General features: G+C 66.2%; 19 protein-coding genes. 12 read left to right on the top strand and 7 right to left on the bottom strand.

Features of this window, described 5'->3' with window-relative positions; translation table 11 throughout:
- Nucleotides 1–2: 2 nt before the first annotated feature.
- Entirely contained in the window at nucleotides 3–896 is an 894-nt protein-coding gene (locus ABJO18_RS15895; RefSeq protein WP_348516004.1) for a LysR substrate-binding domain-containing protein, read from the bottom strand.
- A gap of 106 nt (nucleotides 897–1002) precedes the next feature.
- On the opposite strand from ABJO18_RS15895, the gene ABJO18_RS15890 reads away from it, so the two are divergent.
- The 3 genes from ABJO18_RS15890 (at nucleotide 1003) to ABJO18_RS15880 (ending at nucleotide 4256) form a co-directional block, all read left to right on the top strand.
- Nucleotides 1003–1866: an NmrA/HSCARG family protein gene (locus ABJO18_RS15890; RefSeq protein WP_348509104.1), complete on the top strand. Its 864-nt coding sequence runs from the start codon at nucleotides 1003–1005 to the stop codon at nucleotides 1864–1866.
- Nucleotides 1867–1899: 33 nt separating this feature from the next.
- Nucleotides 1900–2373: an AtaL-like protein gene (locus ABJO18_RS15885; protein ID WP_348509103.1), complete on the top strand. Its 474-nt coding sequence runs from the start codon at nucleotides 1900–1902 to the stop codon at nucleotides 2371–2373.
- A 251-nt stretch (nucleotides 2374–2624) separates the two neighbouring features.
- On the top strand, nucleotides 2625–4256 hold the full coding sequence (locus ABJO18_RS15880) for an NAD(P)/FAD-dependent oxidoreductase (protein WP_348509102.1): 1632 nt from the start codon (nucleotides 2625–2627) through the stop codon (nucleotides 4254–4256).
- Nucleotides 4257–4455: 199 nt separating this feature from the next.
- Here ABJO18_RS15880 and ppa read toward each other — a convergent pair whose 3' ends face one another.
- The 3 genes from ppa to ABJO18_RS15865 form a co-directional block, all read right to left on the bottom strand.
- Nucleotides 4456–4989, bottom strand: a complete 534-nt coding sequence (gene ppa / locus ABJO18_RS15875; protein WP_271186169.1) for an inorganic diphosphatase — start codon at nucleotides 4987–4989, stop codon at nucleotides 4456–4458.
- Between the two features lie 145 nt (nucleotides 4990–5134).
- A complete protein-coding gene (gene gltB / locus ABJO18_RS15870) occupies nucleotides 5135–9664 on the bottom strand; it encodes a glutamate synthase large subunit (RefSeq protein WP_348516003.1) in 4530 nt (1509 codons plus the stop codon).
- Complete coding sequence (locus ABJO18_RS15865) at nucleotides 9661–11082, bottom strand: NAD(P)-dependent oxidoreductase (RefSeq protein WP_348516002.1); 1422 nt, start codon at nucleotides 11080–11082, stop codon at nucleotides 9661–9663. Before ABJO18_RS15865 ends, gltB begins: the two co-directional genes overlap by 4 nt.
- Nucleotides 11083–11490: 408 nt before the next feature.
- On the opposite strand from ABJO18_RS15865, the gene moaA reads away from it, so the two are divergent.
- The 6 genes from moaA to ABJO18_RS15835 all read left to right on the top strand — a co-directional run bounded on the left by moaA (nucleotide 11491) and on the right by ABJO18_RS15835 (nucleotide 17410).
- A complete protein-coding gene (gene moaA, locus ABJO18_RS15860) occupies nucleotides 11491–12510 on the top strand; it encodes a GTP 3',8-cyclase MoaA (RefSeq protein ID WP_348508929.1) in 1020 nt (339 codons plus the stop codon).
- Between the two features lie 6 nt (nucleotides 12511–12516).
- The gene (locus tag ABJO18_RS15855; protein ID WP_348508930.1) at nucleotides 12517–12768 is read left to right on the top strand and encodes a MoaD/ThiS family protein; all 252 of its coding nucleotides are present in this window, start codon (nucleotides 12517–12519) and stop codon (nucleotides 12766–12768) included.
- Between the two features lies 1 nt (nucleotide 12769).
- A complete protein-coding gene (locus ABJO18_RS15850; protein ID WP_348508931.1) occupies nucleotides 12770–13258 on the top strand; it encodes a molybdenum cofactor biosynthesis protein MoaE in 489 nt (162 codons plus the stop codon).
- 13 nt (nucleotides 13259–13271) lie between these two features.
- Complete coding sequence (moaC, locus tag ABJO18_RS15845; RefSeq protein WP_348508932.1) at nucleotides 13272–13757, top strand: cyclic pyranopterin monophosphate synthase MoaC; 486 nt, start codon at nucleotides 13272–13274, stop codon at nucleotides 13755–13757.
- A 93-nt stretch (nucleotides 13758–13850) separates the two neighbouring features.
- A complete protein-coding gene (locus ABJO18_RS15840) occupies nucleotides 13851–16340 on the top strand; it encodes a zinc-dependent metalloprotease (RefSeq protein ID WP_348508933.1) in 2490 nt (829 codons plus the stop codon).
- Nucleotides 16337–17410, top strand: a complete 1074-nt coding sequence (locus ABJO18_RS15835; protein WP_348508934.1) for an oxidoreductase — start codon at nucleotides 16337–16339, stop codon at nucleotides 17408–17410. The genes ABJO18_RS15840 and ABJO18_RS15835 overlap by 4 nt, the downstream gene beginning before the upstream one ends.
- Before the next feature lie 39 nt (nucleotides 17411–17449).
- Here ABJO18_RS15835 and ABJO18_RS15830 read toward each other — a convergent pair whose 3' ends face one another.
- The 3 genes from ABJO18_RS15830 to ABJO18_RS15820 all read right to left on the bottom strand — a co-directional run bounded on the left by ABJO18_RS15830 (nucleotide 17450) and on the right by ABJO18_RS15820 (nucleotide 20638).
- A complete protein-coding gene (locus ABJO18_RS15830; RefSeq protein WP_348508935.1) occupies nucleotides 17450–18115 on the bottom strand; it encodes a TorF family putative porin in 666 nt (221 codons plus the stop codon).
- 233 nt (nucleotides 18116–18348) lie between these two features.
- Entirely contained in the window at nucleotides 18349–19689 is a 1341-nt protein-coding gene (locus ABJO18_RS15825) for an ammonium transporter (RefSeq protein WP_348508936.1), read from the bottom strand.
- Nucleotides 19690–20263: 574 nt separating this feature from the next.
- Nucleotides 20264–20638: a YbaN family protein gene (locus ABJO18_RS15820; protein ID WP_348508937.1), complete on the bottom strand. Its 375-nt coding sequence runs from the start codon at nucleotides 20636–20638 to the stop codon at nucleotides 20264–20266.
- Nucleotides 20639–21072: 434 nt separating this feature from the next.
- Here ABJO18_RS15820 and ABJO18_RS15815 point away from each other — a divergent pair, with 434 nt between their 5' ends.
- The 3 genes from ABJO18_RS15815 to ilvG are packed head-to-tail and all read left to right on the top strand — an operon-like array spanning nucleotide 21073 to nucleotide 25571.
- Nucleotides 21073–22806, top strand: a complete 1734-nt coding sequence (locus tag ABJO18_RS15815; RefSeq protein ID WP_348508938.1) for a dihydroxy-acid dehydratase — start codon at nucleotides 21073–21075, stop codon at nucleotides 22804–22806.
- A complete protein-coding gene (ilvC, locus tag ABJO18_RS15810) occupies nucleotides 22803–23831 on the top strand; it encodes a ketol-acid reductoisomerase (protein ID WP_348508939.1) in 1029 nt (342 codons plus the stop codon). The genes ABJO18_RS15815 and ilvC overlap by 4 nt, the downstream gene beginning before the upstream one ends.
- A gap of 21 nt (nucleotides 23832–23852) precedes the next feature.
- Complete coding sequence (gene ilvG / locus ABJO18_RS15805; RefSeq protein ID WP_348516001.1) at nucleotides 23853–25571, top strand: acetolactate synthase 2 catalytic subunit; 1719 nt, start codon at nucleotides 23853–23855, stop codon at nucleotides 25569–25571.
- Nucleotides 25572–25573 lie beyond the last annotated feature (2 nt).

The following is a 25573-nucleotide window of genomic DNA, read 5'->3' as shown; positions in this document are numbered from 1 at the left end:
CTCTATCTTCCAAGGTAGGCGGCGAGCTCGTCCGGCGTTCCCTTCGGGAAGGCTTCTCTCAGATGGTCGAGGAAGGCCGACACGCGGGCGCTCAGCAGCCGGCGCGTCGGGTAGAGCGTCCACAGCGAGATCTCCGATGCTTCGACATCGGCCCATTGGACCAGCGTACCATCGGCGAGATCGTGGCTGACAAGGGATATCGGCAGGCGTGCGGCTCCCACCCCCACCCGGACGGCATCGCGAACCATGACAAGCGATGACAGGCTGAGGACCGGACTGACGGAAATGCTCGCTCGGCCTGCCTTCGTCACCACGTTCCAGGACCGGGCCTCACTGTCCGGCCCGCGGATGACGGCGGGAACAATCCGGCCATCTGCCGGTCGCGGCAGATCGGGGCTTGCCACAATTACCAGCCGGTCGCGCAGGAAGATCCGGCCGACGAGGCTCTCATCCGGCTCCGGGTTGACCCGGATCACCAGATCATAGGCTTCCTCCACCATATCGACGGCCCGGTCCTCGGTCGTCACCTCGAGCCGGACCTCCGGGTATTTCAGCGCGAAACCGGCCGCCAGCTTTCCCATCGCGGTTTGAGAGAAGAGCAGAGGTGCGCTGATGCGCAACCTGCCGCGCGGACTGTGCCCACCCGAGGCGATCGCGGCGGTCGTCTCATCGATCTCCGTGAGCAGCTTGCTCGTCCGCTCGAACAGCGCGCGCCCCTCCTCGGTCAACTTCAGATCACGCGCACCCCGTTCGAACAGCCGCAGGTCGAGACCCGCCTCCAGTTCCGCCACGCGGCGGGACAATGTCGCCTTGGGACGCCCCGCGGCCCGGGAGGCCTTTCCGAACCCGCCGTGGCGGGCGACCAGATTGAAGTCGGCGAGAGCAAGAAGGTCCATAAACGTTCCACAAATGAGACAGTCTGTCTAAATATAGCGCCTATTGGTGTGAATATGGATCACTAATTTGAGGTCAGGCAAACACCTGAACTCAAGGATCAACACCATGACCATTCTCGTAACCGGCGCGACCGGTAATGTCGGAAGCAATGTCATCGAACAACTCGTTAACCGCGGCGCCGATGTCCGCGCCCTCGTGCGCGAGCCTGCAAAGGCCAGCTTTCCGGCTGGTGTCGATGTCGTCCAGGGCGACCTGCTCGACGTCGGCTCGCTGCGCACCGCCATGAAGGGCGTCTCGACGCTGTTCCTGCTGAACGGCGTCGTCGCCGACGAATTCACCCAGGCGCTGATCGCGCTCAACGTCGCCCGCGAAGCCGGGATAGACCGGATCGTCTATCTCTCGGTGATCCACAGCGACATCTATGTGAATGTCCCGCACTTCGCGGGCAAGTTCGGCGTCGAGCGGATGATCGAGCAGATGGGGATGGGCGCCACAATCCTGCGCCCGGCCTACTACATGGACAACGACATCACGATCAGGGACGCGATCACCGGCTATGGCATCTATCCGATGCCGATCGGCGGCAAGGGCCTGGCGATGATCGACGCGCGCGATATCGGCGAGATCGCCGCGATCGAGCTGATCCGGCGCGTAGCATCCCCTACGCCGCTCCCGCTTTCGCGCATCAATCTGGTCGGGCCCGATGTGCTGACCGGCGCGAGCGCGGCTGCCATCTGGAGCGACGTTCTCGGCCGCGAGATCGCCTATCCGGGCGACGACACTGCCGGCTTTGATCAGAACATGCGTCAGTTCATGCCGGGGTGGATGGCCTACGACATGCGCCTGATGGCCGAGCGTTTCGTATCCGACGGCATGCTGCCCGAGGCCGGCGATGTGGACCGGCTCACCGCACTGCTCGGCCGCCCGCTGCGCACCTACCGCGATTACGTCGCGCAGATCGCCGGCTGACGCCGCGAAGCCTCACCGACAAGGACCGAAATCATGATCTATTCGACTGCAACCGTTCCGGTGAACCCGGAAGGCGAAACCCCGCTCACCCGCGAGCAGGTCTGGAAGGGCCTTGAGCTGAAAGCGCGCGACGCCCGGCTCTTCCTCCCGCCCGGCCTGTGCACCCGCTGCCGCGTTACCGAGGAGAGCGCCACGCACTTCGTCCGCGACGCCACGATCGCCGGGGCCGATCTGCGCGAGATCATCGTGCTCGAGCCGCAGCGCAAGGTCACCTTCTTCCAGGCGACCGGCCCGCGCGAAGGCGCCATCGTCAACGAATTGTTCGAAGACGAGGCCAGCGCGCTTCAGCTCAAATTCTATTGCTACCTCGGACTGCGCGGCAAGGAAGCGAACGGCCCCGAGGAACAGGCCGAGCAGAAACAGTTCGACAGCGACAAGGGCTACAAGGCCGCCCTGCTGTCCACGTTGAAGCGTACTCGCGAGTTACTCGCCGAAAGCAAGTTGTGAAGCTCGCGCCCGCCAGCCCGGCGCCGGGCTGGCGGATTGCAGACCGTGCGAACCGGTATCCCCAAGGCTGCCGCGATGCCCTGCACGAGCTCACCGGCTGTATGATGCTCGACAGTCAGAGCTCGCGCATACGGCGTGGTTCTGTCATTCCTGTGAGCGTTCATCCGGGCTCTCCTTGCTGACGGCGGTGTCGCAACCACAACCTGCGCGCGGGATTGCGCTTTTTGCGGCGGCGTGGAAACTCGCCGCCCATGAACGCCCTGCCAAAGCCCGCCGCCCGGACCGCGCCGGACACCGATATCGTGATGATCGGCGGCGGCCATAACGGCCTCGTCTGCGCGGCCTATCTGGCTGCGGCCGGTCTCAAAGTCACCGTGCTGGAACGGCGCGACGTGCTGGGCGGGGCGGCGGTCACCGAGGAGTTTCATCCCGGTTTCCGCAATTCTGTCGCCGCCTACACTGTCTCCCTGCTCAATCCGAAAGTGATCGCCGATCTCGACCTGCACCGGCACGGCCTCAGGGTCGTCGAGCGCAAGGTCGGTAATTTCCTGCCGCTGGAAGACGGCTATCTGCTCGCCGGGCCTGGTCTGACGCATGACGAGGTCGCGAAATTCTCCACCCGCGATGCCGCCCGCCTTGGCGAATACGAAGCGCGTCTGGAGACCATCGCCGACACGCTGCGCCAGCTGGTGCTGGAAACCCCGCCCAATCTGCGTGAGGGCAGCCTGACCGGCGCCCTGCCCGACCTGTTCAAGGCGCTGGGACTGGGAGGCCGGCTGGGCGGGCTGTCGATGACCGCCAAGCGCGACCTGCTCGACCTTTTCTCCAAATCCGCCGGCGACTGGCTGGACGGCTGGTTCGAGAGCGCACCGATCAAGGCGCTGTTCGGCTTTGACGGCATTGTCGGCAATTTCGCCAGCCCCTACACGCCCGGCAGCGCCTATGTGCTGCTGCATCATCTGTTCGGCGAGGTGAATGGCAAGAAGGGCGCCTGGGGCCATGCTATCGGCGGTATGGGTGCGATCACCCAGGCGATGGCCGCCTGCTGCCGCGAGCGCGGCGTCGTGCTGCGCACCGGCGCCGCCGTGCGTGAAGTGATCGCCGAAAAGGGGCGGGCCCAGGGCGTGGTGCTGGAAAGCGGCGAGACGATCCGCGCCCGCGCCGTCGTCTCCAATCTCAACCCGAAACTCCTGTTCGGCAGCACCATGGTCGACGACGCCCAGCTGCCCGCCGACTTCCGTGAACGCATCGCCCATTATCGCTGCGGGTCCGGCACATTCCGGATGAATGTCGCGCTGAAGGACCTGCCGCGTTTCACCGCCCGGCCCGAACCGGGCGACCATCTCACCGCCGGCATCATCATCGCCCCCAGCCTGGACTATATGGACCGCGCCTGGAGCGATGCCCGGCGCGAGGGCTGGTCGCGCGAGCCGGTGATCGAGATGCTGATCCCCTCGACACTTGACGACACGCTCGCCCCGCCGGGACAGCATGTCGCCAGCCTGTTCTGCCAGCATGTCGCCCCCGTCCTGCCCGGCGGGCGCGACTGGGACGATTGCCGCGACGCGGTTGCCGATCACATGATCGCCACGGTGGAGCGCTGGGCGCCGGGTTTTTCCGATCTCGTTCTCGGCCGGCAGGTGCTGTCACCGAAGGATCTGGAGCGCACATTCGGCCTGGTCGGCGGCGACATCTTCCACGGCGCGCTGAGCCTCGACCAGCTCTTCTCCGCCCGTCCCGTGCTGGGCCATGCCGATCATCGCAGCCCGGTGAAAGGCCTCTACCAGTGCGGCTCCGGCACCCATCCCGGCGGCGGCGTCACCGGCGCCCCCGGCCACAACGCCGCGCGCGAGATCCTGCGGGATTTCCGGCGGCGGATCTGAGGCCTCGCCCTCACGCCAACGCCATTTTCCATGGACCTGTTCCGGGGCCTCGCGAAGCAGACAATGATTCACCGCCGCGGGTATTCGCCGGATCAACCAGGCCCCGGAACAGGTCCGGGGAAAGCAGGTATATCGAGGAGAAACAAAAAAGCCCCGGCCTTCCGACCGGGGCTTCTGACTGTCAGCGTCGAGCTTGTACCTACGCGTCCGGACCGGCGCGTTCGATCGATTCGAGGATCAGCTGGCGGGCCTTGGCGCTGTCGCCCCAGCCGGTGACCTTCACCCACTTGTTGGGCTCGAGATCCTTGTAGTGCTCGAAGAAATGCTTGATGCGCATCAGCTGCGGCTGGGCGACATCGCCATATTCCTTGATCTCGTCATAGAGCGGCGACAGCTTGTGGTGCGGCACGCAGAGGATTTTCTCGTCCAGACCGCTCTCGTCTTCCATCATCAGAACGCCGATCGGACGGGCGCGCACGACACAGCCCGGCACCAGCGTGGTGTGACCGATGATCATCACGTCGATCGGGTCGCCATCCTCGGACAGGGTGTGCGGCATGAAGCCGTAATTGCACGGATAGCTCATCGGCGTGTGCAGATAGCGGTCGACGAAGAGCGTACCGGCGTCCTTGTCCATCTCGTATTTGACGGGCTGGCCGCCCACCGGGACTTCGATGATGACGTTGATGTCCTCGGGCGGGTTCTCACCCGCGGAGATTTTGTCGATCCGCATCGCATGCTCCTTACGGCCGGTCGATCGGGGCCAGACGGGCACGCCGGCAAGCCGGCGCGCGAGGCCACGAGAAAAACTGGCGACCTCTTACGCTGTTCCCGGGCCGGAACCAATGCCTCTGCTGCACCGCAATACAGGTTTTTCGTCAGGCCGAGCGGCTCTCATTGGCCGGGGTCAGGCGGACACGTTCCCGCTTGACCACTTCCTCGCCGCGCAGGTGCACGAAATAGCCGCGCTCGGCCTCCCAGGCCGCCAGCAGACGGGCTGCCACGACCGATCCGGTGGCCTTCGCATGGGCCTCGATCAGCGCCAGGCAGCGCTGTTCGGCCTCGCCCTCCAGATCGAAGGCCAGCACGGTTTCCGGGTTGAGCCGGGCATCGAGCCGTCTGTCCGGATCATAGACGAAAGCATCGCCGCCGGTCATGCCGGCCGCGAAATTATCGCCCACCGGACCGAGGATCACGGCCGTACCGCCGGTCATGTATTCACAGCCGTTTGTGCCGCAGCCCTCGACCACCGTCTCGGCGCCGGAATTGCGCACCGCAAAGCGCTGGCCGGCACGGCCCGCCGCAAACAGGCGGCCGGAGGTGGCACCGTAAAGACAGGTATTGCCGATGATGGCGTGGGCCTCGTTGGCCGGGCTGGACCCGCCATAGGGCCGCACGATCAGGGTCGCGCCGGACAGGCCCTTGCCGACATAGTCATTGGCATCGCCATCGAGCTCGATGCGCAGGCCGCGGGCCGCGAACGCCCCCAGCGACTGGCCGGCCGAACCGCGCAGGCGCAGGGTGAGATGATCCTCGCCCAGACCGTCCGGCCCGAAGCGCGTGACAATCTCCGATGAGGTGCGCGTCCCCACCGTGCGGTCGGTATTCTTCACGCCATAGTCCAGCTGCATCTTCTCGCCGCGGTCGAAGGCCGGGGCGGCGTCGGTGATGATCTGCTCGTCCAGGCTGGGCGTGACTTCATTGCGCTGGCTGCGGGTCGAGCGGGCAGGCCGCTCCACCGCGTCGGCGCGCGACATGATCAGCGACAGGTCGAGATCGTCCAGCGATTCCGAGCCGCGCGAGACCTGGGCGAGAAGATCGGAACGGCCGATCACGTCTTCCAGCGAGGCCGCGCCGAGACCCGACAGGATCTCGCGCACATCCTGCGCCAGGAAGGTCATCAGATTGACCACATGGTCCGGGAAGCCGCCGAAGCGCGCGCGCAGATCCTCGTCCTGGGTGCACACCCCGACCGGGCAGGTATTGGAATGGCACTGGCGCACCATCAGACAGCCCAGCGCCAGGAGCGAGGCGGTGCCGATACCGAATTCCTCGGCGCCGAGCATGGCAGCGATCACCACGTCGCGGCCGGTGCGGATCCCGCCATCGGCCCGCAGGGTGACGCGTTCGCGCAGCCCGTTGAGCGACAGCATCTGATGCGCCTCGGCGAGACCGAGTTCCAGCGGTCCGCCGGCAAACTTGATCGAGGTCAGCGCCGCAGCGCCGGTCCCGCCGACCGAGCCGGAGATATTGATGATGTCGGCATTCGCCTTGGCGACACCCGCCGCGACGGCGCCGACGCCGGCCGCCGCCACCAGTTTCACACCGACGCGCGCTTTCGGATTGATCTGCTTGAGATCGTAGATCAGCTGCGCCAGGTCCTCGATGGAATAGATATCATGGTGCGGCGGCGGCGAGATCAGGCTGACGCCCGGCGTCGCATGCCGCATGCGGGCGATAAACTCGGTCACCTTGAAGCCGGGCAATTGCCCGCCCTCGCCGGGCTTGGCGCCCTGGGCGACCTTGATCTCGAACTCGCGGCACTGGTTGAGATATTCCGCGGTCACACCGAAACGGCCGGAGGCGATCTGCTTGACCGCCGAATTCATGTTGTCGCCATTGGGCAGCGGCTTGTAGCGGACCGGGTCCTCGCCACCCTCGCCGGACACCGATTTCGCACCGATCCGGTTCATCGCCACATTCAGCGCGCCATGCGCTTCCGGCGACAGGGCGCCCAGCGACATGCCCGGCGTCACGAAACGCCGGCGGATACCGTTGATCGATTCCACCCGGTCGAGCCCGATGCCCGGCCCCAGCGGACGCATGTCGATCAGATCGCGCAGATGGATCGGCCCCTGGGCGGTGACCGCTTCGCGATAGCGGCTCCAGGCCGCGGCATCGTTTTCCTTCACCGCCGTCTGCAGCTCGTCGATCACGCGCGCCGACAGGGCGTGCCGGTCGCCGGAGGCCCGCTGGCGGTAGAAGCCGCCGATCGGCAGGCGCGCCGCGCCCGCCCAGGCCTTGCGGTGCAGGTCGACCGTGCGCGCTTCCAGGCCCGGCAGGCCGATCCCGGAGATCCGGCTGACCACGCCCGGCAGATAGGCTTCCACCAGGGCACGCGACAGGCCCAGCACCTCGAAATTGCAGCCCCCGCGATAGGAGGAGATGATCGAGATGCCCATTTTGGACAGGATTTTCAGAAGCCCGCCATCCAGCGCGTTCTTCAGCCGGCGCGCCCGGCCCTGGGCCCAGGGGTCGCCGCCCACGGTCTCGCGTCCCGCGGTGACCGTGTCGAAGGCGAGATAGGGGTTCACCGTCGTCGCACCGAGGCCGACCAGCACGGCAGCGTAATGGGAGTCGAAACACTCCGCCGAACGCACATTGATCGAGCAGAAATTGCGCAGCCCCTCGCGGGTCAGCGTGGAATGCACCGCGCCGGCCACCAGGATCATCGGCAGCGCCGCGCGCATGTCGTCCTGGCGGTGATCGGTCAGCACCAGATGCGCCGCGCCGTCGCGCACGGCAGCGACCGCCTCGGCGATCACACCGTCCAGCGCCTTGCGCAGGGTGTGGCCATTGCCCGTCGCACCCTCGACCGGCAGCAGGCAGTCGATCTCCTTGACCGCCCCGCCCATATGCTCGCGCCAGCGTTCATAGGCGCCATTGGTCAGGATCGGACTGTCGAGCACCAGCACGCTGGCACGCGCCTCGCCCTGGGCCAGGATATTGCCGAGATTGCGGAAGCGGGTTTTCAGCCCCATCACCCGGCCTTCGCGCAGCGGGTCGATCGGCGGGTTGGTGACCTGGGAGAAATTCTGCCGGAAGAAATGCGAGAGCGGCCGGTAGTTTTCCGACAGCACGGCCAGCGGCGCATCATCGCCCATCGAGCCGACGGCTTCCTTGCCGTCCTCGGCCATGGCGTTCAGCACCAGCTCGATCCCCTCGAAGGAGAAGCCGGCGGCGGCCTGGCGCCGCGTGCGCTCGTCATCGCTGTAGGCTTGTGTTTCGGCACCCGGGCCGATCACCGGTTCGATGTCTTCCATCTCGCCCAGCCAGCGCGAATAGGGATGCTGTTCGCTCAGCTCGTCGAGGATTTCCTGCTCGCGGTAGAAACGGCCGTTCTCGATATCCAGCGCGATCAGCCGGCCCGGCGTGATCGAGCCGCGCTCGACCACTTTGGACTGGTCGATCGGCGCCATGCCGGTCTCCGACCCGGCGACCAGGACACCGTCCTGCGTCGTCGCATAGCGCATCGGCCGCAGCCCGTTGCGGTCCATGCCGGCGATGGCCCAGCGCCCGTCAAAGGCGGCGATCGCGGCCGGCCCGTCCCAGGGCTCCATCACGGCATTGCAGTATTCATACATGCGCGCCCAGCCTTCCGGCATCACATCGGCACGCTTGGACCAGGCCTCGGGGATGAGGATGGTCTTGGTCATCGGCGCCGAGCGTCCGGCCCGCACCAAGATCTCGAAGGCCTGGTCGAGCGCCGCACTGTCCGACGCGCCCGGCTGGATCACCGGCCGCACATCGCGCTCCTCGCCCGGGAAGGCGGTCTCGGCGATGTGGATCTCGTGGCTCTTCATCCAGTTGGTATTGCCGCGGATCGTGTTGATCTCGCCATTGTGCGCCAGCATGCGGAAGGGCTGGGCCAGGCGCCATTCCGGGAAGGTGTTGGTGGAATAGCGCTGGTGGAAAATGGCGAAGGGCGAGATGAAATCGCGGTGCCGCAGATCGTGGAAGAAGCCGTCAATGTCCTGGGCGCGGAACAGGCCCTTGTAGATCACGTCGCGCGAGGACAGGGAGCAGACATAGAGATCGCGCAGATTCTCCTCACGCGCCCGCCGCTCGATGCGCCGGCGCACGATGTAGAGCATGCGCTCGACCGTATCGATGTCGCGGCCGCGCGGATCGCGGAACAGAACCTGCTCGATTTCCGGCAGGGTGGCGCGCGCCTTGTCGCCGAGCACCGAGGTGTCGACCGGCGGCTGGCGCCAGCCATAGAAGGCAAATCCCTCGCGCAGGATTTCCGCCTCGATGATCGCGCGGGCGCGTTCGCGGGCGGCAAAATCGGTGCGCGGCAGGAAGACCATGCCAACGATGACATCGCCGCGCTCCGGCTCGTGACCGGTGCGGGCGACAGCCGCCTTGAAGAAGTCCTGGGGCACACCGACGCGCAGACCGGCCCCGTCGCCGGTCAGCCCGTCGGCATCGACCGCGCCGCGGTGCCAGACTGATTTGAGGGCGTCGATGGCCAGTTCCACAATGTCGCGGCGGGCACGGCCCTGCATGTCGGCGATCAGGCCGACGCCGCAGGCATCGCGCTCGTCTTCCGGACGCCACAGACCCGTGCTTTCGAGCAGGGACAAGCCGGCCCGCGTGCGGGCCTCATTCCAGGTTTGGTGTGTCATTCGGCAGCTCCCAGAACCTGAAGACGGTTCGACAGATAGCTCTCGATGGAGCGGGCGGCATCCATGCCGTCGCGGATCGCCCAGACGACCAGCGAGGCACCGCGATGCAAATCGCCGGCGACAAAGACGCCGTCCAGGCTGGTCATCTTGGTGGCCAGATCGCCATCGATACGGCCATCCCGGTGGGTTTCCAGATCCGGCGCCTGGAACAGCGCCGGAATGTCTTCCGGCGAGAAGCCCAGGGCCGAGATCACCATGTCGGCGCCGACATCAAAGGTGCGGCCCGGTTCCGGCTCCGGTGCGCGGCGGCCGGACACGTCCGGCGCGCCCAGACGCATGCCTTGTACGCGCACGGCGGTGATCGCATCGCCCTTGGTCAGCACGGCGAGCGGCGAGGACAGCCATTCGAAAACGACGCCCTCTTCCTCGGCATGTTTCACCTCGCGGGCCGAGCCCGGCATGTTCTCGCGGTCGCGGCGATAGAGACAGGTGACGGAAGCCGCACCCTGGCGCACGGCCGTGCGCACACAGTCCATCGCCGTATCGCCGCCGCCGATCACCACGACACGCTTGCCCTTGGCCGACAGGCGGTCGCCGCTGTCCGGCGCATCGCCCAGATCATTGCGATTGGAGCGGGTGAGATAGTCCAGCGCCGCGATGACACCGTCGCCCGCACCCGGACAGGTCAGCTGCCGCGCGGCATAGACGCCGGTCGCCAGCAACACCGCATGATGCTCATTGCGCAGATCGGCCAGCGTCGCATCGCGGCCGACCTCGAAACCGGTACGGATATTGACGCCCGCATCCGTCAGCCGGTCGAGCCGGCGCTGCACGACGGCCTTGTCCAGCTTGAAGCCGGGAATGCCGTACATCAAAAGCCCGCCGGCGCGGTCGGAGCGCTCATAGACCGTCACCGCATAGCCGGCCTCGCACAGCTTTTCCGCCGCCGCCAGGCCGGCCGGGCCGGACCCGACAATACCGACACTTGCGCCGCGCGGCGCGCCCGGGCGGATCGGCTTCACCCAGCCTTCTTTCCAGGCCGTATCGGTGATGTATTGTTCGACCGCGCCAATGGTCACGGCACCATGGCCGGACTTCTCCACGACGCAGGAGCCTTCGCACAGCCGGTCCTGGGGACAGATGCGGCCGCAGATTTCCGGCATGGTCGAGGTCGCCGAGGAGATCTCGTAGGCCTCTTCCAGCCGCCCCTCGCCCGCCAGCATCAGCCAGTCGGGGATGTTGTTGTGCAGCGGGCAGCCGGACTGGCAGAAGGGAATGCCGCATTGCGAACACCGCGACGCCTGGTCCTTCGCTTTCACAGGGTCGAACGGACGGTAGATCTCGTTGAAATCCTGCCGTCTTTCCGCCTCGGAACGCTTCTCCGGATAGGCCTGGTCGATGTCTACAAATCTCAGCAAGCGATGCCCCTCATCTGGTCACGAATTCGCTAGTGCAGCACAGACCCCGCCGCCGCACAAGATGGCGGCCACGCGATCTTTTAGCACTTTTTGCCCGATATCCCGATTTGAAGGGATGCTTATGCCTTGTCAGAAACGCAACAGCACATCAACTGCAATTTTATTCCTCGACCCGGCCGGCGGCGCTGCAGCGCAACACAAGATGGTTGGGTAATCTCCCGGTCACAGAGAACATTCGTTGAAACTTATCCCCGGTCACACCAGATCATGCGAGAATGGCAGTGCGCGCCGGAAAATCCTTCAGCGCGATCACACTTGCCGGAGGACGGCGTGAGGCCGGTCGTCAATCGCCGGCGCACCCGATAGGGTCAGGACCGGATACTCAAGCCAGGGCGAAAGACACAGGATTTGGACCGCACCCCCGCCTTTACCCCCGCCAGCGAGACACTGACCGACCGCTTCGGCCGCCGGATCGAGTATCTGCGCCTGTCGGTGACCGATCGCTGCGATTTGCGCTGCGTCTACTGCATGGCGGAACGGCCGGACTTCCTGCCCAAATCCGAACTCCTGACGCTGGAAGAGCTCACCAGCGTCGCGGAAACCTTCATCCGCCGCGGCATCCGGAAAATCCGCATCACCGGCGGCGAGCCCCTGGTCCGGCGCGATGTCGTCCGGCTGATCGAAAATCTCGGCCGGCATGTCGGCGGCGGGCTCGACGAGCTCACCCTGACAACGAACGCAACGCAGCTGGAACGTCACGCCAATGCGCTCGCTATGTCGCACCTGTGTCGCATCAATGTATCACTTGACACACTACAAGGTGACAGGTTTGCACGCCTCACCCGCGGCGGCGACATCGCCTGCACACTCAGGGGGATCGAGGCCGCCCGGCGCGCCGGAATCGGCATCAAGATCAACACGGTCGCCCTCAAGAACGAAAACGAGGACGAAATCCCCGCGATGATCGAATGGGCCCATGACCAGGGCTTCGACCTCACCCTGATCGAGGTCATGCCGGTCGGGGATGTGGGATCGGACCGGGCCGACCAGTTCCTGCCGCTCACCGCGATCCGCGACCGCCTGGAAGAGCGCTGGACCCTGACCGATCTGCCCGACAGCACAGGCGGTCCGGCCCGTTACGTCCGCATTGCCGAGACCGGCGGGCGGGTCGGTTTCATCACGCCGCTGACCTCGAATTTCTGCGCCGGCTGCAACCGGATCCGCATGACCTGTACCGGCACGCTGCACACCTGTCTGGGCCATGATGACGATCTAGACCTGCGCGGCGCTCTTCGCACCGGCGGCCTCGATGCGGTCGACCGGCTGATCGACACGGCGATGGCGATCAAGCCGGAAGCCCATGATTTCTCGATCGCCCGCGGCACCGCCCCGGCGGTCGCCCGCAACATGGCCCGCACCGGAGGCTGACCGCGCATGCAGATCACCGTCAGATATGTCGCCGCCCTGCGCGACCGGATGGGCCGCCCCGGCGACACGATCACCCTGCCCGCCGATACTGCCGACAGCGAGGCGGTGATCGCCCGCCTCCGCGAGACCGACGCCGCCGCCGAAGCCCTGGCACATCCCTCCGTCAGACTGATCCTGAACGACACCATCGTGCCGCGTCCGGCCATGCTGGCCGACGGCGACATGCTGGCCTTCTGCCCGCCCTTCACGGGAGGCTGAATTGGCGGGCATCGACACCGGCATCATCGATACTGGCATATTGGATACCGCCCTCGATCCGGCCGCCGAGCTGGCGCGCCTGGCCGGTGCGGATTTGTCTGCCGGCGGTGTCGCGAGCTTTCTCGGCCAGGTGCGCCAGGAAGACGGGCTGACCGCACTTGAACTGGAACATTATCCCGGTGTCACCGACCAGGCCCTCGCCCGGATCGCACAGACCGCCGCGGAGCGCTGGCAGCTGGACCGGGCCGTGATCCACCACCGGGTCGGCCGCATGACACCGGGCGAGCCGATCGTCTTCGTCGGTGCCGCCGCCCCGCATCGCCGGGCCGCCCTCGACGCGGTCGGCTATATGATCGACCTTCTCAAGACCGAGGCGCCCTTCTGGAAGCGCGTGCACACACACAGCGGCAGCCACTGGGTCGACGCCGCGGATACCGATCGCCGGGCCACCGATTTCTGGCTCGACCAGATGGCCAGCGAAGACGCATAGGAGCTGGAGCACGATGAGCGGACTGACACATCAGGACAAGGACGGACGCGTGCGCATGGTCGATGTCGGCAACAAGCCCGTCTCGGCCCGGCTCGCCATCGCCTCGGCCCGCGTTTTCATGAACCAGGCAGCCTTCACGGCGATCCGCGACGGGGCCGGCCCCAAGGGCGATGCGATCCGGACGGCCGAACTGGCCGGCATCATGGCATCCAAGCGCACCTCGGACCTGATCCCGCTCTGCCACCCCCTGCCCCTCACCCGCGCCCGCGTCGCCATCGAACCGGACGACGACGCACAGGCCTTTCTGGTGCGGGCCGAAGTCGCGACCGACGGCAAGACCGGCGTCGAGATGGAAGCGCTGACGGCCGCCTCCGTCGCCGCGCTGACGCTCTATGACATGGCCAAGGCGCTCGACAAGGCGATCCGCATCACCGACGTCCAGCTGGAGGAAAAGCGCGGCGGCAAGTCCGGCGACTATGTCCGCGGCACAACAGGCTGATCCGTGCCGGATCCCGGCGCGCGCCCATGGTGACAGGCGTCCGGCCAGTCGCTAGCGTGAGCGCCGAACAGGGGATCAGGAGACTTCAAGATCATGAAAACCGTTAGCCTTTGGCGCGCCGCCGGCTGCGCGCTCGCCTTCGCCATGGCCCCGGCCGCCCTCGCCCAGGACTGGTCGGAGGAAACCGATGGCCTCGAGCGCCGCGACGGCTTCTTCCCGCTGCATGTCGACACAGGCGACGGCCGCATCCTCGCAGAGTTCTCCGAACAGGAAGACGGCTCGCTGGGCCGCATGATCTACACCGCCCGCCTGACATCCGGCCTCGGCTCCAATCCGGTCGGCCTTGACCGCGGACTGGGTACGTCGTCCGAAATCCTGCGCTTCTTCCGCGTCAATGACCGAGTCTTCGCCGAGTTCGAGAATACCGGCTACCGCACGCTGGGTGCCGGTCCCGACGAAGCCCGCGCGACCCGCCAATCCTTCGCCCGTTCGGTCATCTGGAGCACCGATATCGTCGCCGAGGATGGCGAGCGCGTGCTGATCGACCTGTCCGGCTTCCTGACCCGCGACCCGGTCGGCACGGCCGGCCAGCTCTCCGATACCGGTCAGGGCAATTTCTCGATCGACAGCGATCGCAGCGCCCCGCTGACCGATCAGGCGCTGGCATTTCCGCTGAATGTCGAGATCGACGCCCTCCTGACCCTGTCCGGCGGCGATCCGGGATCGGAAGTCCGCGCCGTCACGCCCGACCCGCGCTCGGTGACACTGACCGTGCACCACTCCTTCTCGGCCCTGCCCGAGGCCGGCCAGGAAATCCGCGTGGCCGACGACCGCTCCGGCGCCATCACGCTCGACTTCTACGACATGGCTGCACCGCTCGACGAACCGGTCCGCCGCGCCTACGCGATCCGGCACCGGCTGGAACGCGTCGACCCGGCCGCCCAGAGCGGTCCTGTGGTCGAGCCCATCGTCTACTATCTCGACCGCGGCACCCCGCCGCTGATCCGCGACGCCCTGATCGAAGGCGCGTCCTGGTGGGCCGAGGCCTTCGAGGCGGCCGGCTATGAAGACGCCTTCCGGGTCGAGCTTCTGCCCGAAGATGCCCATCCTCTGGATATCCGCTACAACATCATCCAGTGGGTGCACCGCCAAACCCGCGGCTGGTCCTATGGTGCCTCGGTTGTCGATCCGCGCACCGGCGAGATCATCAAGGGGCATGTCATCCTGGGCAGCCAGCGCGTGCGGCAGGACCGGATGATTTTCGAAGGCCTGCTTGGCGCAGACGGTACCGGCTCCGGCGCGGCGGACGATCCGCTCGAACTGGCCCTGGCCCGCATCCGCCAGCTCTCCGCCCACGAGGTCGGCCACACGATCGGCCTTGCCCATAATTTCGCGGCCTCGGTCTCTGACCGCGCATCGGTGATGGACTATCCGGCCCCGCTCGTGACGCTGGACAATGCCGGCGAGATCGACACTTCGCGCGCCTATGACACCGGCATCGGCGAATGGGACAAGGTGGCGATCACCTGGCTCTATGGCGAATTCGGCGATGGCGATACCGAAGCTCACGCGCTGGACCGCATCCTCACCGAAGCGCGCGCCGACGGCCTGCTCTACATCACCGACCGGCATGCCCGCGGCAATGACAGCGCCCATCCCCAGGCCAATCTCTGGGACAATGGCCCCGATGCGGCGGAGAGCCTGACGGAGACCCTCGCTGTTCGCGCAGCCGCGGTCGAGACTTTCGGACCGAACGTGCTCGCCGAAGGCCTGCCCGCCAGTTCGCTGCGCGACGTGTTCTCGCCGATCTATCTCTACCATCGCTACCAGGCCGAAGCGGCTGCCAAGGCGATCGGCGGCGTGGTGTTCGACTATGAGCTCAACAGCGGCAGCCAGAACGGTCTGCGCCCCGTCGCACCCGCCGACCAGCGCCGCGCGCTGGACGCGCTTCTGGCGACACTCGACCCGCAAACGCTGGATATCTCCGACCGCATCCTGGCGCTGATGGCCCCGTCGCCCTTCTCCGACTATGACGCGGCCGCAACACGCGAACTGTTCGACAGCCCGGCCTATCCGACCTTCAGCCGTACGGCTGCCGCCGGCGCCGCCGCGCGGATCACCCTGGACGCCATGCTGGCACCGGGCCGCATGGCCCGCCTTGCCGATCAGCATGCACGCGACAATAGCCAGATGTCGCCGGCAGACCTGTTCGACCGGATCGAAGCCCAGCTCATGCAGACCCCGCGCGGGGAAGCCGGCCGCCTGCAGCCGGTCCGTTTCGCGATCCAGACCGAGTATGCCGACCAGCTGCTCGACCTGGTCGCCCAGGGCTCGCCGGCTGTTGCCGCACTGGCCCGCCAGCGCCTGGAAGCCCTGGCCGCCGAAGCCCCCGGCCGGCGCGATAGCGGCGCCGAGGCGGCGCACCGTCTCTGGCTGGCCCGCGCGATCGAGGCCGGCCTGGACCGGTTCGACCGCGGCGAGACGCCCAGCCTGACCAGCACCGACATCCCGCCGGGCAGCCCGATCGGTGCCGACACGTGCTGGCATTGCGACAGCGCCACGCTGCTGGGACTGGACGAATGAAACCGCTCCGCACGCTCCTCGCCACGAGCGCCCTTGTGTCCGCAGCGGCCTGCTCGCCCGGCGGCACGCCGCCGGCCCGTCTCGATGCGCAGGTGATTGCCCAGCACAGCGGGACCGACGCCAGCCTGCGCGGCCTTTCAGTGGTCGACGCGCAGACCGCCTGGATCGGTGCCCCCGACGGGCAGGTCCTGCGCACCACCGATGGCGGCGTGAACTGGACGCTGACCCGCATTCCGGGCGCTGAGGGTCTCGACCTGCGTTCGGTCCATGCCTTCAGCGCAGACCGCGCCCTGTTCTTCACGGCGGGGCAACCCGCCCGGCTCTATCTGACCGAGGATGGCGGGACGAGTTTCGAAACGGTCTGGGAGGACCCGACCGGTAAGGCCTTTTTCGACGGGCTGGACTTCTGGAACGATATCTACGGTATCGCCTTTTCCGATCCGGTCGATGGACGCTTCCTGATCCTGCTGACCGGCGATGGCGGTGAAACCTGGCAGGCCGTCGAGGACGCGCCGGAAGCCTTGGACGGCGAAGCCGGCTTTGCGGCCTCCGACAGCGCCATGGCCCTGACATCTTCCGGCTGCGCCTTTGTCGGCACCGGCGGAGCAGCGACGGCGCGCATGCTACGCAGCTGCGATTTCGGGGAAAGCTGGAGCGTCGCCGATACGCCCCTCGCGGCCGGACAATCAAGCGCCGGCGTTTTCTCCATCGATGCGACCGGCGAGCGGATCGTCATCGTCGGTGGCGATTTTTCGGCTGAGGACGACCGGACCGGCAATTTCGCCTGGTCCGACGATGGCGGCAACAGCTGGGACGGGGCCCTGGAGCCCCCGCTCGGCTATCGCTCGGCCGTCACCCACCTGCCGGGCCATCCGGACACCCTCATAGCGACCGGCCCCAACGGCACGGATATTTCCCGCAATAGCGGCGAGATCTGGGTGTCCTGGGATGCGGTGGAAGGCCATCACGCGATTGCCTTTGCGCCGGATGGCACCGCTGGCTGGGCGGTCGGGTCCGAAGGCCGGATCACACGGATCGAACTGGAAACCGCCCCGGACCGGACGGACTGACAGGAGCGGCGGGCAGGACTGTCCTGCCCGCCGTCCGTCTTATCCGCCGAAGGATTGCGAGATGGTGGCGAAAACGCCGTCATCACCGCCATCGGAAGCGCTGAAATAGCGGACGTCCCAGCCGACATTCTCGAACACCGTGCCGGAGATACCGAGCTGATAGTCCTCATAGTCGGCCGAGGACAAATCGTCGAACCGGCTGGCGCCGACGCGGGCATCGATCGAGACGGTGTCGTTGATCGGCAGGGCGAGACCCGTCGACACATACCAGCCCGGACCGATCTCGCCGTAGAATTCCGGCGAATAGGCCAGGCTGGCGTCCCATTCGAGCGGACCGAGCGCGTGACTCACACCGCCGTAGATTTCGAGAAAGTTCTGACCATCGGGACTGTCAGGATAGAGATAGTAGATGCCACCGACATCGAAGCCGAAGCCGGCCGCCTCCCAGCTCTGTCCGATATAGAGATCCAGCTCCATCGTCGTGTCGTCGGAGAAGTCGACACTGGATCCCCAGACGCCGGCATAGAGCCCGCTTTCCGCGGCAATGTCGAAGCCGCCGGAGACCGCGGGACCGTCGCCGGTCTGGGAAATGCCGCGGAAGACGTAATTGGTCGTCAGGGCGACATTGCCTTCAATGGTCTGGGCCGCGACCGGACCGGTCAGGGCAGCAAGGGCCAGGGCGGCCGTCAGGAAGTTCGCTTTCATCTCGTTACTCCTCGTTGATGTTCAGGCCTTGCTCGGCGGGCCATCGGCCGGGCGCGAGCGCAGCATTCCGGGTGCGCGCAGCTTGACTGGCGCGGATTTCAGGGACCGCGGCGGTCCGGGTCTGGACCGGAAGATGTCCGCGGCATTTCGGGATTGGGGTTCGGTCGGTTCGGCCCCGGGCAGACCGGCCGGATCGGCGACCGCACGGGTCGCCTCACCAGCCGGAATCCCCGCTACTCGGCCGGGGCCGTCGGCTTTCCCGGGTCGATCGCGGCGAAGATCGATCCAGCCGGATGACCCAGCTCGGACAGGTCGCCGCCGACATTCTCGGCATCCGGCGACAGGCGGATACCCACGGTGATCTTCAGGATCAGCCAGACCACGAAGCTGGACAGGAAGACAAAGGCACCGACGGCGCCGACGCCGACCGCCTGACCGAAGAAGGAGGCTTCGGTATTGGTCAGCGGAACCGCCATCGTGCCCCAGATGCCGGCGAAGAGGTGGACCGGAATGGCGCCCACCACGTCGTCAATGCGCACGGCCTCCAGGAATTTGGCACCGAAGGTCGCGATCACCGAGCCCACCGCGCCGATGGCAAGCGCTTCGAGGATGGTCGGCGTCAGGGGTTCGGCCGTGATCGAGACCAGGCCGGCCAGCGCGCCGTTCAGGCAGTAGGCGAGATTGGCCTTGCCACCGCCGAGCGCCATCGACAGGAGATAGGCCGTCACCACACCGGCCGCAGCCGCCATGTTTGTATTGGCGAATATCTGGGAGATTGCGACCGCATCGGCCGCCGAGCCCATCGCCAGCTGCGAGGCTCCGTTGAAACCGAACCAGCCGAACCAGAGGATGAAGGTCCCCAGCGTGGCGAGCGGCAGGGAGGATGGCACCATCGGTGTCGCGTTCGGACCGAAGCGGCCTGTACGGGCACCCAGCAGGATCGCGCCGGCGAGCGCGGCCCAGCCACCGGTGGAGTGAACCAGCGTCGAGCCGGCAAAGTCTGAGAAGCCGAAATCGCTGTCGAGCCAGCCGGCACCCCATTCCCAGGAACCCTGGACGGGGTAGATCACGGCGGTGAGCACCACGACGAAGATGAAGAAGGGACCGAGTTTGACGCGTTCCGCGATCGTGCCGGAGACGATCGAGGCCGCGGTCGCGACGAACACCATCTGGAAGAACCAGTCGGACGCTGCCGCATACCCGGTCTCCAGCGAGATTTCGGCGTCGCCGGCCAGTTCGGACGGCCCCCAGACTGCCGGCATGCCGAACCAGGGCGTCTCGCCGCCATACATGATCTGGTAGCCCACCAGATAGAACATGATGCCCGCGATCGAGTAGAGCGCGATATTCTTCAGGCAGATCGCGGCAGCGTGCTTGGTCCGCACGAAGCCGACCTCCAGCATCGCGAACCCGGCCGCCATCAGCATGACCAGGAAGCCGCCGATCAGGAAAAGCAGCGTGTTGAAAACGAATGCGGTTTCTTCGGACACCTCGGCCTGGGCCGGCCCGGCGACCAGGGCGCCGGCAGCCAGCGCGACAAGCGCGCCGCCAAGAAGTGTCTTTCGTGTCTTCATTGTGCCAATCATTGGGATCCCCCCGCTCTGGCAACCATCCCTTGAACCGCCTGCGGGTGAGCCTCGCGCACCGGTCGCATGCGGTGAAACCGTTCTTGATTGAACGGTCCGCTTGTTCGACTCGGATCGGACTTGTGCACGAATATTGCGCGCAATGGCGAAACACCTGTTTCGCCGGGCAAGTTGACCCTCACTACCCTCAGGCAGCGACGGACCCCATCAACGCGCTCTGTGATATGGCCGCGTCATCGCGGCTCGTTGTTTGACAACCCTATGACACCGAATGCTGCACCGCAACATTTTTCTTCAAGGCGACTTTTTAGGAGTTATTCGTGCGTATTTTTGACCATCTGGTCATTCTGCGGGATATTTTCCCGATCTGGGGAAAAGAGCTGGCGGCCGTCGCCGCCAGCAGTTCAATCCACAGAGTCGCGACATGATCGGATGCCGCGGGGAAATCAGCAGCCCTCGCCCGAAGCACGGTCAACCGGTTTCATGCAATTTTTTGCCGCAACACCACCATTGCCCGGAATTGAGACAGGCTGCCCGGATTTCGAGCAAGATGAACGGCGCATCAGCTTTCCGGGTGCCGCGGGCCGTCCGGACGGGTGAGAATGAAAGTCGCGGATGCGCCCAGAACCAGCGCCTGGATGAGCAGCAGGCGGGGGCCGACACCGACAGCCCAGCTGACCAGAAGCGCCACCAGCATGGCGGCGACGGCGAGCAGTTTAGAGCGGCGGTCAATTCCGCCATGCTCGCGCCAGTTCCGGATCATCGGGCCGAAATGCCTGTGATCGACCAGCCAGTCGTGCAGCCGCTGCGAACTCCGCGCGAAGGCGAAGACCGCCAGAAGCAGGAAGGGTGTCGTCGGCAAAAGGGGGAGCGCAGCACCGGCAATTGCCAGTCCGACGCACACACCTCCGAATGCCAGCCACAACAAGCGAACCATGATGCGTCAGCCTACCGCGAAACGCACGATTCTGCGCCTTGAAATTCCATTGCGCGGGAACCCTCGCCTTCGCTGTTTTTTGCTCGCACCGACCCCGATATGCGATTTGATGCAGAAATTTTCCAATTGAGGGGTTGCAATCGTAATCGAGTGCGGTCACGCTGCAGCGCAATAGGAAACGGGATCACCCCTGTCATGTCGATGAACGCCACTGCTCTGCCGGTTCTTCCGGCCGCCGCCCTTGAGGGCGCGCGGGCAGGTTCGCTCGGCCTCCTCCTTCTCGTACTCGTACTCGTACTTATTATCACCCCCATAACGGGAGTGGCGTACGCGCCTGCCGGCTAGGTAAAAACCAACGCAAAGGCAGACACGAAAAACCCCGCTCCCGGAACCTGGGAGCGGGGTTTTTCGTGTTCGCCGCACGGAAAGCTTCGATGACACAGAGTTCGAAAAAAACGTCAGACGCGATCACCAAGGGGCCGGCCCGCGCCGCCGCCCGCGCCATGCTGCGCGCGACCGGCATGCAGGACGCCGACTTCGACAAGCCGATGATCGGCGTCGTGAACACCTGGACCACGGTGACGCCCTGCAACATGCACCTGGCGGACCTGGCGGTTCCGGTGCGCGAGGCCGTGAGCGAAGCCGGCGGCTTCCCCGTCGACTTCAACACGGTCGTCGTCTCCGACGGCATCTCCATGGGGTCCGAAGGCATGCGCGCCTCGCTGATCTCGCGCGAGACCATCGCCGACTCGATCGAGCTGGCCGTTCGCGGGCACTGCCTGGACGGTGTGGTGATCCTGGTTGGCTGCGACAAGACGATCCCGGCGGCTGCCATGGCGCTGGCGCGCATGGATGTGCCCGGCTGCATCCTCTATGGCGGCACGATCATGCCGGGCCGGCTGGGCGAGAAGGACCTGTCCGTCCAGGACGTGTTCGAGGCAATCGGCGCACACGCGGCCGGAACGCTGGACGATGAGGGCCTGAAATCCGTCGAGAAAGCGGCCTGCCCGGGTGCCGGCGCATGTGGCGGCCAGTTCACGGCCAACACGATGGCGACCATCCTGTCGGTGATGGGCCTGTCGCCGATGGGCGTCAACGACATCCCGGCGCCGCATCCCGACAAGCCCGCTGCCGCCGCGCGCTGCGGCAAGCTGGCGGTCGAGCTGGCCAAATCGGGCACGCGGCCGCGCCAGTTTGTCAGCCAGGCCTCGCTGCGCAATGCCGCCATCGCGGCCTCCGCCAGCGGCGGCTCGACCAATGCCATCCTGCACCTGGCCGCGATTGCGGCCGAGGCGGGCGAGCCCTTCACGATCGATATCTTTGACGAGGTCTCCGGCATCGCACCGGTGATCACCGATCTGAAGCCCGGCGGCCGCTTCCTGGCGCACCACATGTTCCTGGCCGGCGGCACACGCCTGTTCGCCCAGCGTCTGGTTGAAGCCGGCCTGCTGGCCGACACGCCGACCGTGACCGGCCGCAGCCTGCACGCGGAAGCCGCCGAAGCGGTTGAGTCGAAAAACCAGCGCGTCATCAAGACCGTCGCCGATCCGGTGAAGCCCGATGGCGGTTTCCGCATCCTCTATGGCGAGCTGGCCCCTGAAGGCGCCGTGCTGAAAACCTCCGGCCATTCACGCACCGCCATGGAAGGTCCGGCGCGCGTGTTCGAGAGCGAGGAAGCCGCTTTCGCCGAAATCGAGAACAACAACGTCAAGGCCGGCGACATCATCATCATCCGCAATGAAGGCCCCAAGGGCGGCCCCGGCATGCGCGAGATGCTGGGGGTCACGGCGGCTCTGGTCGGACAGGGCCTGTCCGAGGACGTCGCCCTGATCACCGACGGCCGTTTCTCCGGCGCCTCCAAGGGCTTCGTGATCGGCCATGTCAGCCCGGAGGCCGCCGCCGGCGGTCCGATCGGCCTGATCGAGAATGGCGACATCGTGCGCATCGATGTTGGCGCCCGCCGGATCGATGTCGACGCCGATCTGGCCGCGCGCCGCAAGGACTGGGTCCGGCCCGAACCGAAATCTGTCGGCGGCGTGTTCGCCAAATATGCCGCGCTGGTCTCCTCGGCCTCGCGCGGCGCCGTCACCATTCCGGCCGGAGCCGACACTCCGGCCGCCCCGCAATCCACCGACAACGCGACATCCAAGCAGGAGATCACCGCATGACCGCGTCCGCTTCCAAATCGACTTCCCGGCGCGCCGCCTTCGAAGTCGACACCACCGAGTTCAAGTCCAGGCCGATTGCGGTCATCGGCTATGGCAGCCAGGGGCGTGCCCACGCCATGAACCTGAAGGATTCCGGCTGCGACGTGATCGTCGGCGTGCGTCCCGGCGGCGCCGGCGAGAAGAAGGCCAAGGCTGACGGGCTGAAAACGGCGACGCCGGAAGAAGCCACCAAGGCCGCCCATGTGATCGCCATCCTGACCCCGGACATGACGCATGAAGCCGTCTATCGCGAGATGGTCGCGCCGAACCTGGACAAGGGTGATGCCATCCTGTTTGCCCACGGTTTCTCGGTGCATTTCGGCCGGGTTCATCCGGATCCGGATACCGACATCATCCTGGTCGCCCCGAAAGGCCCAGGCGATCTGGTCCGCCGCGAGTTCGAAATCGGCCGCGGCGTGCCCTGCCTGTTTGCGGTCAACCAGGACGCCACCGGCAAGGCCCGCAACCGCGCCCTGAGCTACACCGCCTGCATCGGCGGTGCGACGGCCGGCGTGATCGAGACGACTTTTGCCGAAGAGACCGAGACCGACCTGTTCGGCGAGCAGGCCGTTCTGTGCGGCGGCACGACCGAGCTGGTCATGGCCGGCTACGAGACGCTGGTCGAAGCCGGCTACCAGCCGGAAGTCGCCTATTTTGAATGCCTGCACGAGCTCAAGCTGATCGTCGACCTGCTCTACGAGGGCGGCATGGCGAAGATGCACGAATTCATCTCGGAAACCGCCATCTACGGCGATCTGCGCTCGGGCCCGCGCGTCATCAATGACGAGACCAAGGCCCGCATGCGCGAAGTGCTGCGCGACATCCAGGACGGCACGTTTGCCCGTGACTGGATCACCGAGAACCAGGCCGGAAAGCCGCAATACCAGGCCCTGCTGCGCAAAGATCTGGAACACCCGATCGAGAAAACCGGTGCCGAACTGCGCGCCGACATGCCGTGGCTGCAGCCCGGCGCCAACACGCACTGACGACAGGAAAGCTCCAGGATCATGACCGCCCTGCCCGCCAATGACAGCCTGACCGAAGCAGAGACCGCTCCGGCACCCAAGACAGCCAAGCAGACCGGCGCGCATGCCGTCGTACGCACGCTGGAGGCCCTGGGTGTCGAGCGCGTGTTCGGCTATCCGGGCGGGGCGATCATGCCGGTCTACGACGCCCTGACCGGCTCGAGCCTGCAGCACATCCTGGTCCGCCACGAGCAGGCGGCCGCCTTTGCCGCCGACGCCCAGGCGCGCATCACCGGCAAGGCCGGTGTGTGCCTGGCCACGTCCGGTCCTGGCGCGACGAACCTGCTGACCGGCATCGCCAATGCCTACATGGACTCTGTCCCCATGATCATCCTGACGGGCCAGGTCCCGTCGGGCCTGATGGGGACGGACGCCTTCCAGGAAGTCGATGTTTTCGGCATGTCCATGCCGGTCGTGAAACACTCGATCATCATCCGCGATCCCATGCGGATACCGGAGATGATCGCCGAAGCCTTCGAGATCGCGGAAAGCGGGCGTCCCGGCCCCGTCCTGATCGATCTGCCGAAGGATGTCCTACAAGCCGAGGCGTACCCCACCTTACCCCCAGAGCCTCGGCCTGCAGCAGGGCCGTCCCGTGCCAGTGACGCCGATGTGGCTGCGGCGACGGCCCTGCTGACTCAATCCAGACGCCCCGTTCTCTATATCGGCGGCGGTGTTGCCCTGGGCCGCGCCGTCGATGCGGTCCGGGACTTCATGGGCCGCACCGGCATTCCCGCCGTGGCGACTCTGAAAGGTCTGGGCTGCCCGCACCCCGATGCCGAGAATTTCCTGGGCATGCTGGGCATGCATGGCGGACGCGCGGCCAATGTCGCCGTGGACGAGTGCGACCTGCTGGTGTGCTGCGGTGCGCGGTTCGACGACCGGGCCACCGGCCGGCTGGACAGTTTCGCCAAGGGCGCCCGCATCATCCACATGGATGCGGACATCGCCGAGATCGGCAAGCTGCGCGCCGCCGATGTGGCGATCGCAGGCGATATCGGCGACGCGCTGGCACGCATGGATCCGGGCTATCTGGACATCGACCCCTGGCGCGAGACCTGCCGCGAACGCAAGGCGCGCCATGCCTTCCGCTATGACGCGCCGGGCAATGGCGTCTTCGCACCCGCCATGCTGAAGGAATTGTCCGAAGCGGCCGGCGACGATTTCATCGCCGCCTGCGATGTCGGCCAGCACCAGATGTGGGTGGCCCAGCATTGCCGTTTCTCGCGTCCGGAATCCCACCTGACTTCTGCCGGGCTGGGCGCGATGGGCTACGGCCTGCCGGCCGGTATCGGTGCCGCCATGGAGCGTCCCGACGCCAAGGTCGTCACGATCTCCGGCGACGGTTCGATCATGATGAATATCCAGGAGCTGGCGACCGCGCGGCGCTACAGCGTGCCGATCCGCATCCTGCTGCTGGACAATGCCTCGCTGGGCCTGGTGCGCCAGTGGCAGGAATACTTCTTCGACCAGAATTTTTCCGAGATCGATCTCTACGACAATCCGGATTTCGCCGAGGTGGCGCACGCCTTCGGCATCGAAGCCTTCACGGTTCACAGCCGGGACGAGGTTCCCGGCGCAATCGACCGTTTGCTGAACGCGCGCGGCCCGATCCTGGCCCATGTGCTGATCGACCCGCGTGAAAACGTCTGGCCGCTGGTGCCGCCGGGCGCATCCAATGCCGACATGATGGAGGACTGATC

It is taken from the genome of Maricaulis sp. (assembly GCF_039978735.1).
Classification (GTDB): Bacteria; Pseudomonadota; Alphaproteobacteria; order Caulobacterales; family Maricaulaceae; genus Maricaulis.
This window is presented reverse-complemented; position numbering and strand designations above follow the sequence as displayed.

Excerpts from the sequence above, each read along its gene's own strand:
- ABJO18_RS15895 (WP_348516004.1), bottom strand. The coding sequence starts at position 896 with ATGGACCTTCTTGCTCTCGCCGACTTCAATCTGGTCGCCCGCCACGGC.
- ABJO18_RS15890 (WP_348509104.1), top strand. The coding sequence starts at position 1,003 with ATGACCATTCTCGTAACCGGCGCGACCGGTAATGTCGGAAGCAATGTC.
- ABJO18_RS15885 (WP_348509103.1), top strand. The coding sequence starts at position 1,900 with ATGATCTATTCGACTGCAACCGTTCCGGTGAACCCGGAAGGCGAAACC.
- ABJO18_RS15880 (WP_348509102.1), top strand. The coding sequence starts at position 2,625 with ATGAACGCCCTGCCAAAGCCCGCCGCCCGGACCGCGCCGGACACCGAT.
- ppa (WP_271186169.1), bottom strand. The coding sequence starts at position 4,989 with ATGCGGATCGACAAAATCTCCGCGGGTGAGAACCCGCCCGAGGACATC.
- gltB (WP_348516003.1), bottom strand. The coding sequence starts at position 9,664 with ATGACACACCAAACCTGGAATGAGGCCCGCACGCGGGCCGGCTTGTCC.
- ABJO18_RS15855 (WP_348508930.1), top strand. The coding sequence starts at position 12,517 with ATGCAGATCACCGTCAGATATGTCGCCGCCCTGCGCGACCGGATGGGC.
- moaC (WP_348508932.1), top strand. The coding sequence starts at position 13,272 with ATGAGCGGACTGACACATCAGGACAAGGACGGACGCGTGCGCATGGTC.
- ABJO18_RS15840 (WP_348508933.1), top strand. The coding sequence starts at position 13,851 with ATGAAAACCGTTAGCCTTTGGCGCGCCGCCGGCTGCGCGCTCGCCTTC.
- ABJO18_RS15835 (WP_348508934.1), top strand. The coding sequence starts at position 16,337 with ATGAAACCGCTCCGCACGCTCCTCGCCACGAGCGCCCTTGTGTCCGCA.
- ABJO18_RS15830 (WP_348508935.1), bottom strand. The coding sequence starts at position 18,115 with ATGAAAGCGAACTTCCTGACGGCCGCCCTGGCCCTTGCTGCCCTGACC.
- ABJO18_RS15825 (WP_348508936.1), bottom strand. The coding sequence starts at position 19,689 with ATGAAGACACGAAAGACACTTCTTGGCGGCGCGCTTGTCGCGCTGGCT.
- ABJO18_RS15820 (WP_348508937.1), bottom strand. The coding sequence starts at position 20,638 with ATGGTTCGCTTGTTGTGGCTGGCATTCGGAGGTGTGTGCGTCGGACTG.
- ABJO18_RS15815 (WP_348508938.1), top strand. The coding sequence starts at position 21,073 with ATGACACAGAGTTCGAAAAAAACGTCAGACGCGATCACCAAGGGGCCG.
- ilvC (WP_348508939.1), top strand. The coding sequence starts at position 22,803 with ATGACCGCGTCCGCTTCCAAATCGACTTCCCGGCGCGCCGCCTTCGAA.
- ilvG (WP_348516001.1), top strand. The coding sequence starts at position 23,853 with ATGACCGCCCTGCCCGCCAATGACAGCCTGACCGAAGCAGAGACCGCT.